We start from the raw sequence: 14,895 nt of genomic DNA on the forward strand, positions 1-14,895 counted from the left end.
CATGCTGCCACCGCACCGAACGGTGATCCAGCCGGGGGGCTGGTCAAGGAATCGTATGAAAGCGCATCCCTAAGCCGGACAAGGGGAGAAATAACGGGAACGGGGGGAGAAAACACCATGAAGAGAGCTGTTTTCGATATCGCGTTCCTGATCGCGCGGGTCGTGACCGGCGTGATCTTCCTGGCTCACGGCTTGGAGAAGTGGTTCGGCGGCATCGCGGCCCAGAGCCGGGCATTCAGGGGTATGGGGGTCCCGATGCCCGAGTTCGCCGCGACCTACGCGACCGTCGTCGAGACCGTCGGCGGCCTCCTCCTCATCCTCGGCCTGCTGGTACGGCTGATGGGACTGCTGTTGCTGCTCAACATGCTCGGCGCGATCGCGTTCGTGCACTTCGGGCACGGCGTGCTGGCCACCACCGGCGGCTGGGAGCTGCCCGGCCTGCTCGGGGCGCTGAGCCTGCTGTTCCTGGCGCTCGGCGGCGGGCGGATCGGACTCGACGGCCTGTTCGGCGCGAGGTTCCGCAGACGCGGGGAGCGCCGGGCCGCCGAGGAGGAGCTCGCCAGGTACGCGCCCGCTCCGGAGCCCTCGAACGTCACACCGGTGAGCGGCGAGCCCACGAGGCCCTACCCGTCCCAGGAGCCACGGGTGCCCAGGCAGTCCGGCGAGCGCCGGGCAGGCATGATCGACGACGATGACATGAGGGACATCGACGCCCTCGTCTCCGACGAGCCGCCGCCGCCGCACAAGCCCCCGAACAGGGGCTGAGGGTCAGCGGGCGACGAGCTCCCGCAGGGCCTCGACGAGCCGGTCCACGTGCTCCTCCGTGGTGCCGATGCCGATCGAGGCCCGCACCGCGGAGGCGGTGCCGTCCTCGCAGCCTCCATCGGAGGTGCCCAGCAGGTGCCGGACGAACGGGTGCGCGCAGAACTTCCCGTCGCGCACCCCGATGCCGTACTCGCCGGAGAGCACCTCGGCGACCTCACGGGCCGAGTAGCCGTCCACGGTGAACGACACGATGCCCACGCGCGGGTGATCGTCCCCCCACAGCGACAGCTCGCGTACGCCCTCGATCGAGGGCAGCCCGGCCCGCAGCCGGGCGATCAGCCGCTCCTCCTCCCGCACCAGCGCGGTCCAGCCGGTGGCCGTGAGCGCGTCGCAGGCCGCGGCCAGCGCGATGGCGCCCAGCACGTTCGGGGTGCCCGCCTCGTGCCGCGGCTCGGGGTCGTCGTGCCACTCGGTGTCGTCCCCCACGGAGCGCACCGCGCCTCCGCCCTTGAGGTACGGCTCACTTTCCGCGAGCCAGTCCCGCCGCCCGATCAGCACCCCGGCGCCGAACGGCGCGTACAGCTTGTGCCCGGAGAAGGCCACGTAGTCCAGGTCGAGCGCGGTCAGGTTGAGCGGGCGGTGCGGTACGAGCTGGGCGGCGTCCACCAGGATGCGGGCCCCGTGCCGGTGGGCGATGTGGGCCAGGGCGGCGATGGGCCAGAGCTCGCCGGTGACGTTGGAGGCGGCGGTGACCACGAGCAGCTTCGGGCCGTCGATCCCGGCCAGCGCCTCGTCGGCGGCGCGGACGGCCTCGCCGGGGAAGGCGGGCGGCGCCAGCCGTACGGAGTTCTTCCAGGGCAGGAGCGAGGCGTGGTGCTCGGTGTCGAAGACCACCGTGGTCGTGCCGGCGGGCAGGCAGCCGGCCAGGAGGTTCGTGGCGTCGGTGGTGTTGCGGGTGAAGATCACGGCGTCGTCCGGGCGGGCGCCGACGAACGCCCTGACCGTGTGGCGGGCCTGCTCGTAACGGGCGGTGGTGAGCTGGGAGGCGTAGCCCGCGCCACGGTGGACGCTGGAGTAGGCCGGGAGCGCGGCGGTGACGGCGGCGCTGACCGGCTCGAGACAGGGCGCGCTGGCGGCGTAGTCGAGGTTGGCGTAGCCGACGAGCCTTCCGCCCTTGACCGGCACCTCGAGATCGGCTCCGAGCACGGTGGGGATCGGCCTGCTCGTGACGGCGGGAGCCGCCTCGGCGTGCTGGGCGGGGGCGGGGCTGAAGATCGTCAAGGTGGACACTGCACATCTCCCTCAGGGTCGTCGGGACCCCTGGAAGCAGCCACGGAGCCCGCGCTTGCCCGCCACACCTCGTGACGGACCAGGTCTTCACCCGGGGCACCCCGCCGCGGACGCGAGGGTTGCCGGCCAGCTAGCCGGGGCTTGTCGCTGGCACTCATGACCTACGACCCGCACTATAACCGAAACCCCACCTTCAATCGCAAGTCGCGAACTTCTGCGCGCCGTCACTCGTTGCTACCGGAAACCCCGCCCACGTAGTCATGGAGGTAGGCAGATGTTGGACTGGGTGACGGACCCACAGATCTGGATCGGCTTCTTCACCCTGGTCGCCCTGGAGATCGTGCTGGGCATCGACAACATCATCTTCATCTCCATCCTGGCCGGGAAACTGCCCCCTGAACAGCGCGACAGGGCCCGCGTGATGGGTCTGGGCGCCGCCCTGATCACCCGCCTGCTCCTGCTGCTCGGCCTGTCGTGGGTGGTGCAGCTCACCGAGCCGCTGTTCGCCGTCCTCGGCCACGAGATATCGGGACGCGACCTGATCCTGCTGCTCGGTGGCCTGTTCCTGCTGGGCAAGAGCGTCACCGAGATCGGCCACAGCATGGACGCGCCCGCGGAGAAGGACGGCAAGAAGGCCGCTGCCGCCTCCTTCGCCTCGGTGATCCTGCAGATCATGGTGCTGGACATCGTGTTCTCGCTCGACTCCGTCATCACCGCCGTCGGCATGGTGGACCAGCTCGGCGTGATGATCGCGGCGGTCGTGGTGGCGGTGGTGGTGATGCTGTTCGCCTCCGGGCCGATCAGCAGGTTCGTGGACCGGCACCCGAGCATCAAGATGCTGGCGCTGGCGTTCCTGGTGCTCATCGGCGTGGTGCTCATCGCCGAGGGCTTCGGCCAGCACATCCCCAAGGGCTACATCTACTTCGCGATGGCGTTCTCGCTCGTCGTCGAGCTGCTGAACATCCGGGTGCGCAGTAAGCGCGCCCACCCGGAGCAGCAGGATTCCGCTTCTAAGATGAAATAGTGCGCTTTGACCCTTGGGATCCGAATTTCGTGGCCCACCCGTACCGCGTGTACGACGAGCTGAGGCGCGAGTCGCCCGTCAGCTACTTCGAGCCGACCGACCAGTGGCTGATCTCGCGCCACGCCGACGTGAACGCCCTGCTCAGGGACCGCCGCCTGGGCAGGTCCTACCTGCACGTGGCCACGCACGAGGAGTTCGGCAGGCCGCCGGAGCCCGGGTTCCAGGAGCCGTTCTGGCGCGTGATCAGGGCCGGCATGCTCGACGTGGAGCCGCCGGTGCACACCAGGCTGCGCCGGCTGGTCTCCAAGGCGTTCACACCCCGCATGGTCGAGTCCCTGCGCCCCCGGGTGCGCGCCATCGCCGCGGGCCTGGTGGACGCGTTCGTGGAGAAGGGCGGCGGCGACCTGATCGCCGAGGTGGCCGAGCCGCTCCCGGTGACGGTGATCGCGGAGATGCTCGGCATCCCCGACCAGGACCGCCACCTGCTGCGCCCCTGGTCGTCGGAGATCTGCGGCATGTACGAGCTCAACCCGACTCCCGAGGCCCAGCACACGGCGGTACGCGCGGCGTCGGAGTTCGCCGGCTACCTCAAGACGCTGGCCACGGAGCGGCGGCGGACCCCCGGCGACGACCTGATCAGCGCGCTGGCGGGGATCCCGGAGCTGACCGACGACGAGCTGGTCGGCACGTGCGTGCTGCTGCTCAACGCCGGCCACGAGGCCACCGTGAACGTGACGGGCAACGGCTGGTGGGCCCTGTTCAGGAACCCCTCGGAGCTGGCACGGCTGCGCGAGGACCGTTCGCTGCTGCCCACGGCCGTCGAAGAGCTGATGCGCTGGGACACGCCGCTGCAGATGTTCGAGCGCTGGGTGCTGGAGGACATCGAGGTGCACGGCGTGGAGATCCCGCGCGGGTCGGAGGTGGCGCTGCTGTTCGGGTCGGCCAACCGCGACCCTGCGGTCTTCGAGGAGCCGGACCGGCTCGACGTGGGCCGCGCGGACAATCCGCACATCTCCTTCGGTGCCGGCATCCACTTCTGCCTGGGAGCCCCGCTGGCCCGCATCGAGCTCATCGAGTCGTTCGGCGCGCTGCTGGACCGGGCGGACACGCTGGAGCTGCGGCACGCGCCGGCCTGGAAGCCCGGCTACATCATCCGGGGGCTGGAGTCACTGGACGTCAGCGCCGCTGGCTGAGCCAGCCGAAGCCGCCGAGACCGGCCGGATCGATCAGCTCGCCCTCCTCCGAGGCTCTGGCCAGAGCCCGTACATAGGCCCGCGGATCGGCATGGGCGAGGTCGATGGGCGGCCGGGTGCCGGTGATCCCCAATGCCTTCAGCGCGTCGCGCTGTGTGGAAAACGTTGTGGATATCGCACCGGCCCTGCATCCTGCCTCCGCGCACGCGTCGAGCGCCACATGAGCCGTGATGTCGCAGGTCCCGTCGGGGATCGGGGCAACGACCGCGCCGTCGCGGTAACCGGTCAACGTGCCACAGAGCGGCCGGTTATCCACAGCATGTGCATAATCAATGGCAATCGCCCGGCCGCGGTTGAGGCGCACCAGGACGGAGGCCCAGGCCTCGTCACGGGGGCGGCCGATCTCCGCGCGCGCGCCCACGCGCGGCAGCGGCCACCACCGGTCGAGCCAGGCGCGGTCGTCGGGGCACGGCGGGCCGCCGAGGCGCTCCTCGCCCGTGTGGACGTCGACCATGATGAGCCGCGGCCCGTCGGCGGTCTGCTCGACCACGTCGAGCGGCACGTTGTCGAGCCACTCGTTGGCGATGGCCAGGCCGGTGATGCCGCTGGGCACGCTCCGGTGCCAGGCCACCCGCTGGGGCAGGCCCTCGGGCCTGGGGGAGAGGTCCACGGCCGTGACGCGGAGCCGGTCGCGCAGCGCGGGCTTGGCGGCGGCGAGCACCTGGGTGACCAGCGTGCCCTCGCCCGCGCCGATGTCGACCAGGTCGAGCACGTCGGGGCCGCCGAGCTCGGCGTCCACCTCCGCCAGCAGGGCCAGCACCGCGTCGGCGAACGCCGTCGAGGCGCTGACCGAGGTGCGGAAGTGGCCCGAAGGGCGTTCGCGGAGGTAGAAGCCCTCCTCGCCATACAGCGCACGCTCCGTCGCGGCGCGCCAGGTGAGCCACATGTCCTGGACTATCTCATGACTTCTGGGTGACACGCATCGTTATCAAACGACTACTCATGGTGGCCGAGTTGCGGTAGCTTTACCCCTTGTCATTGAGCGATCACGTTCCGCCAACCCTCAATTGGCGGAGCCTGTCGCTCTCCCGGAGCAGAGCACCCAAAGCGGCTTCGGCCGCTCAATCGAGAGGAGCCACCGTGCTCAAGAAGGTCATGGTCGTCGCGGGAGCCGTCGTCATGCTGTCGCTCGCGGCCCCGGCGCACGCCGACATCACCAGCGGCGAGGGCGGCGTGCTCAGCGGCAACCAGATCCACGCCCCGATCAACATCCCGATCAACGTCTGCGGCAACGCCGTGGCCGTCATCGGCATCGCGTTCGCCGGCTGCAAGGGCGGCGCCCACGTCTACGCGCCGAGCCACCACTGACAGAAGTGAACCCGGGCCGGCGCTCGTCCGGCCCGGGCTCCTACCCCGGCTGGCCGGTCGGCGAGCGGCCAGCCGGCGCACCTCCAAGAGGTCACATCCGCGCGGGCGTCGGTCCTGGATGAGGGACTCGGCGCCCGCTGCCATGCGATGGAACCCCTCTCCTCATCTCTTCCGACAGGGGGTGCACGTTTTGTATGCCCTTGTCGCTTTTGTCGTTAACTCAACATGCGGCAAAGCAGCGGTCACATCTGCAGTCGTCAAAGGCCGTTACGCTGGTCGGCGGTGCCATATCGACAGAGGTGTGACGTCATGGACGCAGGGGATCGCCCGGCACGGCTGACCGTCGGCGTGCTCGGAGCGGGCAAGGTCGGCTCGGCCCTCGGGGCTGCGCTGGCGCAGGCGGGGCACCGGATCGTGGCCGCGAGCGGTGTATCCGACGATTCACAGCGATGGGCGGCCGACCGGCTCGGCGTCAAGCTGTCCAGACCCGACGAGGTGGTCGCGGCGGCCCAGCTCGTCCTGCTCACCGTGCCCGACGACGCCCTGCCCGACCTGGTCACAGGGCTCGCCGCCACGGGCGCCGACCTGCAGGGGAAGATGCTGGTGCACACCAGCGGGGCGTACGGGCTGTCCGTGCTCGACCCGGCGGCCAGGGCCGGCGCGCTGCCGCTGGCGCTGCACCCGGTGATGACGTTCACGGGCAGGGACGACGACCTCAACAAGCTCACCGGCATCTCGTACGGCGTGACCGCCCCCGACCTGCTGCGGCCGATCGCGGAGGCGCTGGTGATCGAGATGGGCGGCGAGCCCGTCTGGATCGCCGACGCCGACCGCGCGCTCTACCACGCGGCGCTGGCCGGGGCCGCCAACCACATGGTCACGCTCATCGCCGAGTCGCAGGAACTGCTGGGGCGCATCGGCGTCGAGCACCCGGGACGGATGCTGGGCCCGCTGCTCGGCGCCGCGCTCGACAACGTGCTGAGGCTGGGCATCGCCGGGCTGACCGGGCCGGTCGTCCGGGGCGACGCGGGCACGGTGCGCAAGCACGTCGACGCGCTGATCCTGGCGGCGCCCGAGGCGGCCGACGCCTACATCGCGCTGGCCCGCCTCACGGCCGACCGGGCGCTGGCCGCGGGGCTGCTCAAGCCGGAGGAGGCGGAGCGGCTGCTCGACGCGCTCGGGGGCAATATATGGACGTGACGGAAGGACGGTTATGGAGCTGATCGTCGCCAGGAGCCGGGACGACCTGGTCAAGGCGCGTCGTGGTGGTGAGGTGGCGCTGGTGCCGACCATGGGCGCGCTGCACGAGGGCCACCGGTCGCTGATCAGGCAGGCCCGTGCCCGTGCCGATCAGGTCGTGGTCAGCATTTTCGTCAACCCCCTGCAATTCGGTCCAAGCGAGGATTTTTCCCGCTATCCCCGTACGTTCGACTCCGACCTCGACGTGTGCCGGGCGGAAGGCGTGGACGTCGTCTTCCACCCGGACGTCGAGGTGATGTACGCCTCCGACCGCCAGGTGAGCGTCTCGGCGGGCCACATGGGCACGATCGTCGAGGGGGCGTACCGCCCGGGCCACTTCGACGGCGTGCTCACGGTCGTGCTCAAGCTGTTCAACCTCGTCCAGCCCGACCTCGCGGTCTTCGGCCAGAAGGACGCCCAGCAGCTCGCCCTCATCCGCCGCATGGTCGCCGACCTCGACCTGCCGATCGAGATCCTGGGCGCGCCCACCGTGCGCGAGCCCGACGGCCTGGCCCTGTCGAGCCGTAACCGCTACCTGTCCGACGACGACCGGCAGGTGGCGCTGGCGCTCTCCCGCGCCCTGCGGGCGGGCGCGGCGCAGCTCACCCCGGCCAGGATCCGCGCGGCGGCGCAGGAGGTGCTCGACGCGGCCGGACACGGGCTCGAGGTCGACTACCTCGCGCTGGTCGACCCGGCCACGTTCGCCGACGTGGACGAGGCGTACAGGGGGACGGCCGTGCTCGCGGTGGCCGCCAAGGTCGGCACGACCAGGCTGATCGACAACGTCACCCTCACCCTGAATCCCGTCTGAATCCCGTCTCCTGGAGAGCCCGGACCCCGGGGCATGGGCATGCCGCGCCAGGCGTTATCGTCATATTGACGAAATCGCCTCAGTGAGGAGACCCCTGATGAGTGCACCGGCGATTCCCCTGCGGCTGACCGCGCCCGCACCCGGCTGGACCGTGGAAGCGGACGTGGTGGTCGTCGGCTCGGGCATCGCGGGCCTGACCGTGGCCCTGCGCTACGCCGAGCTCGAGCCGCACGCCAAGGTGCTGGTCGTCACCAAGGACGTGCTCTCAGCGGGCTCCACCCGATGGGCACAGGGTGGCATCGCGGCCGTGCTCGATCCCCGTGACACCCCCGACGAGCACCTGAACGACACACTGCTCGCCGGCGTCGGGCTGTGCGACACGCGGGCCGTGCGCACGCTCGTCACGGAGGGTCCCGGCGCGCTGCGGCGGCTCATGGCCCGTGGCGCCCGCTTCGACCGCACTCCCGAGGGCGAGCTTCAGCTCACGCGGGAGGGCGGCCACCGGCGGCGCCGGATCGTGCACGCGGGCGGCGACGCGACGGGGGCGGAGGTGCAGCGGGCGCTCGTCGAGGCGGCCCGCGCCGAGCAGCGCATCGAGGTGATCGAGCACGCGCTGGTGCTCGACCTGCTCAAGGACGCCAGGGGCCGGGCCACGGGCGTGACGCTGCACGTCATGGGCGAGGGCGCACGCGACGGGGTGGGCGCGGTGCGCGCGAGGGCGGTGGTGCTGGCCACCGGCGGCATGGGCCAGGTGTACGCCGCCACCACCAACCCCGCCGTCTCCACCGGCGACGGGGTCGCGCTCGCGCTGCGGGCCGGGGCCGTGGTGCGCGACATCGAGTTCGTCCAGTTCCACCCGACCGTGCTCTGGCTCGGCGAGGGCTCGACGGGTCAGCAACCGCTGATTTCCGAGGCGGTCAGGGGCGAGGGCGCGTACCTGGTGGATCACGAGGGGGTCCGGTTCATGCAGGGCGTGCATGAGCTGGCCGACCTGGCGCCGCGCGACGTCGTGGCCAAGGCGATCATGCGCAGGATAGAGGAGACGGGCCGCGACCACATGTACCTCGACGGCCGCCACTTCGGCCGCGAGACGTGGGAGTCCCGCTTCCCCACCATCTACGCCGTCTGCCGCGAACACGGCATCGACCCGGCGACCGAGCCGATCCCCATCGCCCCGGCCGCCCATTACGCGAGCGGCGGCGTACGCACGGACCTGCACGGACGTACCTCGATCGAGGGCCTGTACGCGTGCGGCGAGGTGGCCTGCACCGGCGTGCACGGCGCGAACCGGCTGGCCTCGAACTCCCTGCTGGAGGGGCTCGTCTTCGCCGAACGCATCGCCGAGGACGTCCACGCGGTACGCCCGACGCCCGGCGAGCCGGTCGAGGACCGAGCGGCGACCGGGCTGGTGGATCCGAGGGTCAGGCCCAGGATCCAGGCCCACATGAGCACGGGGGCGAGCGTGCTGCGCAGCCGCGGGTCGCTGCTCGCCACGGCCAAGGCGCTGCGTGACGCCCGCTGGACACCGGTCGAGGTGGCCGCCTGCACCGAGTCCTGGGAGGCCACGAACCTGCTCACCGTCGCCACCGTGCTCACCGGCGCGGCGGCGGCGAGGCTCGAGACCCGTGGCTCACACTGGCGCGAGGACTACGACACCCGTGACGACAACGACTGGCTCGGCCATCTGGACGTGACCCTGACCGAGGAGGGGCCCCGCATGACGTACACGCCTCACGAGGACGCGATGCCGTCGCGCCTGGCGCAGGAGCTCACCGCCGCCGGGCTCGACCCCGCTGAGGTGGACGCGCTGATCGACCGGGCGCTGGCCGAGGACCTGCAGGAGGCGGGCGACGTGACCAGCCTGGCCACGATCCCGGCCGAGCAGGTCTGCGCGGGCGACGTGGTGGCCCGCAAGGACGGCATCGTGGCGGGGCTGGCCGTGGCCGAGGCGGTGTTCGTCCGGCTGGGCGCCGCCCGTACGGAGCGGAAGGCCAAGGACGGCGAGCGGATGCGGGCCGGGGACGTGCTGATGACGGTCGAGGGGCCGGTGCGGGCCATGCTGACGGCCGAGCGCACGGCGCTCAACCTGCTCACGCACCTGTCGGGAGTGGCCACGCTGACCGGCAGGTGGGTGGAGGCGATCAGCGGCACGGCGGCGCGTGTGCGTGACAGCCGCAAGACGCTGCCCGGGCTGCGGGCCCTGGAGAAGTACGCCGTGCGCTGTGGCGGCGGCGTGAACCACCGGATGTCGCTGTCGGACGCCGCGCTGATCAAGGACAACCACGTGGTGGCGGCCGGCGGGGTGGCCGAGGCGTTCAGGGCGGTCAGGGAGCGCTACCCGGATCTGCCGATCGAGGTGGAGATCGACCGGCTCGATCAGCTCGAGGCGGTGCTGGACGAGGGGGCCGAGGAGATCCTGCTGGACAACTTCACGATCGAGGACACCGCCCATGCCGTACAAGTGGTGAAAAATCGGGCGAAAAACAGGGTTGCGCTTGAGGCGAGCGGGGGATTGACCTTGGAATCGGCTCGTGGTGTGGCCGAAACTGGCGTTGACTACCTGGCGGTGGGGGCGCTGACGCACTCTGCGCCGGCCCTGGACATCGCACTGGATCTGCGGGGGTAATTGATGCTGCTCACGATCGACGTCGGCAACACGCACACGGTGTTGGGGCTGTTCGAGGGCGAGGACGTCATCGAGCACTGGCGGCTGGCCACCGACGCCCGCCGCACCGCCGACGAGATCGCGGTCGTCCTCCAAGGCCTGCTGGCGCAGTCGCCGCTGCTCAAGGGGGCCGACATCGACGGCATCGCCATCTGCTCCACGGTCCCGAGCGTGCTCAACGAGATGCGCGAGATGTGCCGCCGCTACTACGGCGACGTCACGGCGGTGATCGTGGAGCCGGGCATCCGCACCGGGGTGCCCGTGCGCATGGACAACCCCAAAGAGGTCGGCAGCGACCGCATCGTGAACGCGCTGGCGGCCATCGACCAGTACGGCGGCCCCTGCATCATCGTCGACTTCGGCACCGCGACGTCGTTCGACGCGGTGTCGGCCAAGGGCGAGTACGTCGGGGCGGTCACCGCGCCGGGCATCGAGATCTCGGTCGACGCGCTGGCCGCCGCCGGGGCGCAGCTGCACAAGGTCGAGCTGGTCAGGCCGCGCTCGGTGATCGCCAAGAACACCGTGGAGGCCCTCCAGGCCGGGATCATCTACGGGTTCGCGGGCCAGGTGGACGGCATCGTGGAGCGGATGGCGGCCGAACTGGCCGACGACCCCGACGACGTGACGGTGGTGGCCACGGGCGGGCACGCGGGGCTGGTGGTGGGCGAGTCGCGCTCGATCGACGTACACGAGCCCTGGCTGACGCTCATCGGCCTGCGCCTGATCTACACCAGGAACACGGCCTGACACGAAGAAGCGGCCCCCGCCTCGGGTGAGGGGGCCGCTCGCTCGTATGTGTCACTCGCTCTCGGCGGTGTAGATGTACGCCCAGGAGCCGCACTTGGTCGGGTAGCTGCTGTACTGGCCGATCTGGCAGACCTTCACCCGCACGCTGTTGACGTCGTTCTCCTGGAAGGAGAACTTCTTGTAGCCGGGGTAGCCGCAGTACTTCTTGGAGTAGACCGGAGACCAGTCGTCGTCGAAGTCGCTGGCCTCGAACTTCACGAACGCGCACTTGCCACCTTCGTCGGCGTCGCGGTTGTCCAGGTCGTAGAGCCGGCCCCGCACGGTGACCTCGTTCGACTCGCCGTCCTCGTCCCAGTTGACGCCGATCCAGCCCTGCGACTTGGCGAGGTAGTGCCTGGCGTAGACGGGACCCCAGGAGCTGGAGTAGTCGTCGTTGTCGGCCGTGCTGGCACTGGCGGCCGAAGGAAGCGAAAGGGCCACTGCGCCGGTGGCGGCGACGGCGAGTAAACCGGTAGCGATCTTCTTCAACATCTTCTCTCCTTGAGCTGCCCTTGGACCGGCTCCCTGCCGGCTCCCCCCTGAGCTCGTGAGACATTGATAGGCGAATGCCCTTGCACAGATCCTGCAGCGCTCCTTCAGCGGACCGACGATGCCTTGCAGTTCGCCATATCCCCTACTCTTTGATGGTGTGAGCGACGAACTTCCCGAGCAGATGCGCATCCGGAGGGAGAAGCTCGACCGCCTTCGCAGCGAGGGCGTCGATCCTTACCCGGTGAATTTCCCACGTACGGCGACCAACGCCGAGGTCAGGGAGAAATACCAGGGCCTGGAGCCCGACACCGCCACCGGTGACACTGTCGCGGTCGCGGGGCGCGTCATGCTCAACCGTGTGGGCGGCAAGCTCTGCTTCGCCACGCTCCGCGACGGCGGCGCCGACCTGCAGGTCATGATCTCACTCGACAAGGTGGGCGAGGAGTCGCTGGCCGCGTGGAAGCGCGACGTCGACCTGGGCGACCACGTGGGCGTCACCGGCGAGGTCATCACCTCGCGGCGCGGCGAGCTGTCGATCCTGGCCGACAGCTGGCAGATCACCGCCAAGTGCCTGCGCCCGCTGCCGGAGAAGCACGTCGGCCTCACCGACCCTGAGGCACGCGTCCGCCAGCGCTACGTAGACCTCATCGTCAACGACGAGGCGCGCAAGATGGCCCGCCTCCGCAGCGCCACGGTGCGCGCGGTGCGCGACTTCTGGCACGAGGAGGGCTACCTCGAGGTCGAGACCCCGATGCTGCAGCCCATCCACGGCGGCGCGACGGCCCGGCCGTTCAAGACCCACATCAACGCCTACGACATGGAGCTCTACCTTCGCATCGCGATCGAGCTCTACCTCAAGCGGCTCGTGGTCGGGGGCATCGAGAAGGTCTTCGAGATCAACCGCAACTTCCGCAACGAAGGCGCCGACTCCACGCACAACCCCGAGTTCACGATGCTGGAGGCGTACGGCACCTACCTCGACTACAACGACATGGCCGACCTGACCCAGCGGATGTACCAGAAGGCCGTGGTGGCCGCCCTGGACACCTCGGTGGTCGTCCATGACGGGGTGGAGGTGGACCTGGGGATCGCGGCATGGCCCCGCATCACCCTGTACGGCGCCGTCTCGGAGGCCGTCGGCGAGGAGATCACCACCGCGACCTCCTTGGAGGAGCTCCGCAAGCTCGCCGACCGCCGCGAGATCCACTGGGACCCGAAGTGGGGCGCCGGCAAGCTGGTGCAGGAGCTCTTCGAAGCGCTGGTGGAGCACACGATCGTCCAGCCCACGTTCGTCATGGACTACCCGCTGGAGACCTCGCCCCTGACCCGCCAGCACCGGGTGGACCCGCTGCTGACGGAGAAGTGGGACCTGATCGGCTTCGGCACGGAGCTGGGCACGGCCTACTCGGAGCTGGTCGACCCGATCGAACAGCGCCGCCGCCTGACGGAGCAGTCCCTCCTGGCCGCCGGCGGCGACCTGGAGGCCATGCAGCTGGACGAGGACTTCCTGCAGGCCCTGGAGTACGCCATGCCGCCCACGGGGGGTGTGGGTGTGGGGATCGACCGTATGATCATGGCCTTCACCGGCAGGAACATCCGCGAGACCATCCTGTTCCCGCTGGTCAAGCCCACCCACTGATCTGCCCTCGGCCCCCCGGCGCGTCCACGCTGCGGGGGCGCCGGGTCGGCGGGCCACGGTGCGACGGTGCTCGGCGCTTGAGCGCGACGCCCAGCCACGCTCCAGCGCCGCTCCGAAGGTGTCGGTGGGTCAGGGGATGAGGACGAGGCGGCCGCGGAGGCCGCCGGCGACAATGCGGGCGTGGGCGTCGGCGACCTTCTCCAAGGGGTACGTGTCCGCCACCCGCAACGTCAGCCGCCCGGCCTCCACCAGCCGCACCACCTCCGCGAGCTGGTCCGCGTCGGACCGGAAGAACACCGTGGCGACGTCGGTCCCGCGCAGCGCCACCGGTGCGACACCAGCGGAGAGCGCGATGAAGACCCCGCCGTCCCGCACCGCGTCCAGGGCCGCCAGCCCGAGCACGGCCGCGTCCACGACGGCGTCCACACCCCCGGGGACAAGCGCACGTACGGAGGAGGCCACGTCCTCGCCGCGCGGCACGAACCACTCGGCTCCCAGCCTCCGCACCAGCTCCTTGTCACCGGCCCCCGCGACGGCCACCACCCGGGCGCCGCGCAGGGCGGCCAGCTCGACCAGGTAGCCCCCGACGGCCCCGGCGGCTCCCGTGACGAGCAGCGTACGGCCGGGTCCGACGCCCGCGCGGTCGAGCGACTGCCAGGCCGTGAGCGCGTTGAGCGGGATCGTGGCCGCCTCCGCCGCCGTGCAGCCGCGCGGGGCCAGAGCCACCGCCGAGGCGTCGACCACCACGTACTCGGCCTGCGCCTTCACCGGCAGTTCCAGGCGCGCCACGAGCGCGATGACATCGTCTCCCACATGGAACGAGGCCCCGTCGCCCACCTGGTCGACGGTCCCGGCAGCCTCGAAGCCGAGCCCGTACGAGTCCAGCTTGCGGGCCACGCCGTAGTCCGCGAGCGTCCCCGCCGCCACGGCGAGGTCGAACAGGTTCACCCCGGCCGCCGCGACCTTGATCCGCACCTGTCCGGGCCCTGCGGTGGGCACCGGCACCTCCACCAGCAGGGGAGCGCCGGAGCCGCCGATGAGTGCACGCATGTTGTTCGTCATGCCGGCAAGCGTAGGAAGAGTTACTCTCTTCTGGTAAGTAGGCACCTGGAAGTGCGTAACCCACCCACAAGAAGGATCGGACAGAGTGGTCACGAAGACGGCGGCGGAGCGGCGCGACGAGGCCAGGCAGGCCTTCGACGCGTACTTCTCCGAATGCCCCTCCAGGAAGCTCCTCGACCGCCTCAGCGACAAATGGGTCACCCTCGTGCTCAGCGCGCTGGCGGCCGGCCCGCGCCGCTACAGCCACCTGGCCAGGCGCATCGCCGGCGTCAGCCAGAAGATGCTCACCCAGACCCTGCGCGGCCTCGAACGCGACGGCCTGGTCTCGCGCACGCTCACCCCCTCCGTGCCGGTACGGGTGGACTACGCGCTCACTCCGCTGGGCGAGAGCCTGATGCCGCTGGTGGCCGCGATCAAGAGCTGGGCCGAAACGCACATCGGCGACGTCGAGGCGGCCAGGGAACGCTACGACGTCGACAATGCCTGATCCCTCACGGGATGTGGTCGCGAAACTACCTTCTGGCTCGCCTGCTTTCCGATAGGAGGGCTGTTGTAAGCATC

The 14,895-nt window shown here is 70.4% G+C and carries 14 protein-coding genes and 1 riboswitch; of the genes, 10 read left to right on the plus strand and 4 right to left on the minus strand.

What is annotated here, in order from left to right; all coding sequences use genetic code 11:
- The first annotated feature begins 117 nt into the window (after positions 1 to 117).
- The gene (locus tag ABD830_RS43690; RefSeq protein ID WP_345000599.1) at positions 118 to 765 is read left to right on the plus strand and encodes a DoxX family protein; all 648 of its coding nucleotides are present in this window, start codon (positions 118 to 120) and stop codon (positions 763 to 765) included.
- Positions 766 to 768: 3 nt separating this feature from the next.
- Here ABD830_RS43690 and ABD830_RS43695 read toward each other — a convergent pair whose 3' ends face one another.
- Positions 769 to 2,055, minus strand: coding sequence for an aminotransferase class V-fold PLP-dependent enzyme (locus tag ABD830_RS43695; protein WP_378520899.1), 1,287 nt, complete (start codon positions 2,053 to 2,055; stop codon positions 769 to 771).
- Between the two features lie 46 nt (positions 2,056 to 2,101).
- Positions 2,102 to 2,217: riboswitch (SAM riboswitch) on the minus strand.
- Between the two features lie 112 nt (positions 2,218 to 2,329).
- Here ABD830_RS43695 and ABD830_RS43700 point away from each other — a divergent pair.
- Positions 2,330 to 3,079: a TerC family protein gene (locus tag ABD830_RS43700; RefSeq protein WP_345000601.1), complete on the plus strand. Its 750-nt coding sequence runs from the start codon at positions 2,330 to 2,332 to the stop codon at positions 3,077 to 3,079.
- Positions 3,079 to 4,272 (plus strand): cytochrome P450, encoded by a 1,194-nt coding sequence (locus ABD830_RS43705; protein WP_345000603.1) that lies wholly within the window; start codon positions 3,079 to 3,081, stop codon positions 4,270 to 4,272. Before ABD830_RS43700 ends, ABD830_RS43705 begins: the two co-directional genes overlap by 1 nt.
- Here ABD830_RS43705 and ABD830_RS43710 read toward each other — a convergent pair.
- A complete protein-coding gene (locus ABD830_RS43710) occupies positions 4,256 to 5,218 on the minus strand; it encodes an SAM-dependent methyltransferase (RefSeq protein WP_345000605.1) in 963 nt (320 codons plus the stop codon). The genes ABD830_RS43705 and ABD830_RS43710 overlap by 17 nt on opposite strands.
- 194 nt (positions 5,219 to 5,412) lie before the next feature.
- Between ABD830_RS43710 and ABD830_RS43715 the strand changes: the two genes are divergently transcribed.
- From ABD830_RS43715 to ABD830_RS43735, 5 genes are all read left to right on the plus strand, one after another.
- Entirely contained in the window at positions 5,413 to 5,640 is a 228-nt protein-coding gene (locus ABD830_RS43715; RefSeq protein ID WP_345000607.1) for a chaplin, read from the plus strand.
- Between the two features lie 309 nt (positions 5,641 to 5,949).
- Complete coding sequence (locus ABD830_RS43720; RefSeq protein WP_345000609.1) at positions 5,950 to 6,840, plus strand: Rossmann-like and DUF2520 domain-containing protein; 891 nt, start codon at positions 5,950 to 5,952, stop codon at positions 6,838 to 6,840.
- Positions 6,841 to 6,853: 13 nt separating this feature from the next.
- Positions 6,854 to 7,690 (plus strand): pantoate--beta-alanine ligase, encoded by an 837-nt coding sequence (gene panC / locus ABD830_RS43725; RefSeq protein WP_345000611.1) that lies wholly within the window; start codon positions 6,854 to 6,856, stop codon positions 7,688 to 7,690.
- A gap of 97 nt (positions 7,691 to 7,787) precedes the next feature.
- A complete protein-coding gene (locus tag ABD830_RS43730; RefSeq protein WP_345000613.1) occupies positions 7,788 to 10,316 on the plus strand; it encodes an L-aspartate oxidase in 2,529 nt (842 codons plus the stop codon).
- A 3-nt stretch (positions 10,317 to 10,319) separates the two neighbouring features.
- Positions 10,320 to 11,102, plus strand: coding sequence for a type III pantothenate kinase (locus tag ABD830_RS43735; protein ID WP_345000615.1), 783 nt, complete (start codon positions 10,320 to 10,322; stop codon positions 11,100 to 11,102).
- Between the two features lie 51 nt (positions 11,103 to 11,153).
- Here the strand turns inward: ABD830_RS43735 and ABD830_RS43740 are convergent, their stop codons facing one another.
- Positions 11,154 to 11,633 carry a hypothetical protein gene (locus ABD830_RS43740; protein WP_345000617.1) on the minus strand — a complete coding sequence of 160 codons (480 nt, stop codon included), beginning with the start codon at positions 11,631 to 11,633 and terminating at the stop codon, positions 11,154 to 11,156.
- Positions 11,634 to 11,751: 118 nt separating this feature from the next.
- On the opposite strand from ABD830_RS43740, the gene lysX reads away from it, so the two are divergent.
- Positions 11,752 to 13,272 carry a bifunctional lysylphosphatidylglycerol synthetase/lysine--tRNA ligase LysX gene (gene lysX / locus ABD830_RS43745; protein ID WP_345000619.1) on the plus strand — a complete coding sequence of 507 codons (1,521 nt, stop codon included), beginning with the start codon at positions 11,752 to 11,754 and terminating at the stop codon, positions 13,270 to 13,272.
- A 129-nt stretch (positions 13,273 to 13,401) separates the two neighbouring features.
- Here the strand turns inward: lysX and ABD830_RS43750 are convergent, their stop codons facing one another.
- Positions 13,402 to 14,334: an NADP-dependent oxidoreductase gene (locus ABD830_RS43750; protein WP_345000621.1), complete on the minus strand. Its 933-nt coding sequence runs from the start codon at positions 14,332 to 14,334 to the stop codon at positions 13,402 to 13,404.
- Positions 14,335 to 14,419: 85 nt separating this feature from the next.
- Here ABD830_RS43750 and ABD830_RS43755 point away from each other — a divergent pair, with 85 nt between their 5' ends.
- Positions 14,420 to 14,821 carry a winged helix-turn-helix transcriptional regulator gene (locus ABD830_RS43755; protein WP_345000623.1) on the plus strand — a complete coding sequence of 134 codons (402 nt, stop codon included), beginning with the start codon at positions 14,420 to 14,422 and terminating at the stop codon, positions 14,819 to 14,821.
- Positions 14,822 to 14,895 lie beyond the last annotated feature (74 nt).

It is taken from the genome of Nonomuraea helvata, assembly GCF_039535785.1.
Classification (GTDB): Bacteria; Actinomycetota; Actinomycetes; order Streptosporangiales; family Streptosporangiaceae; genus Nonomuraea; species Nonomuraea helvata.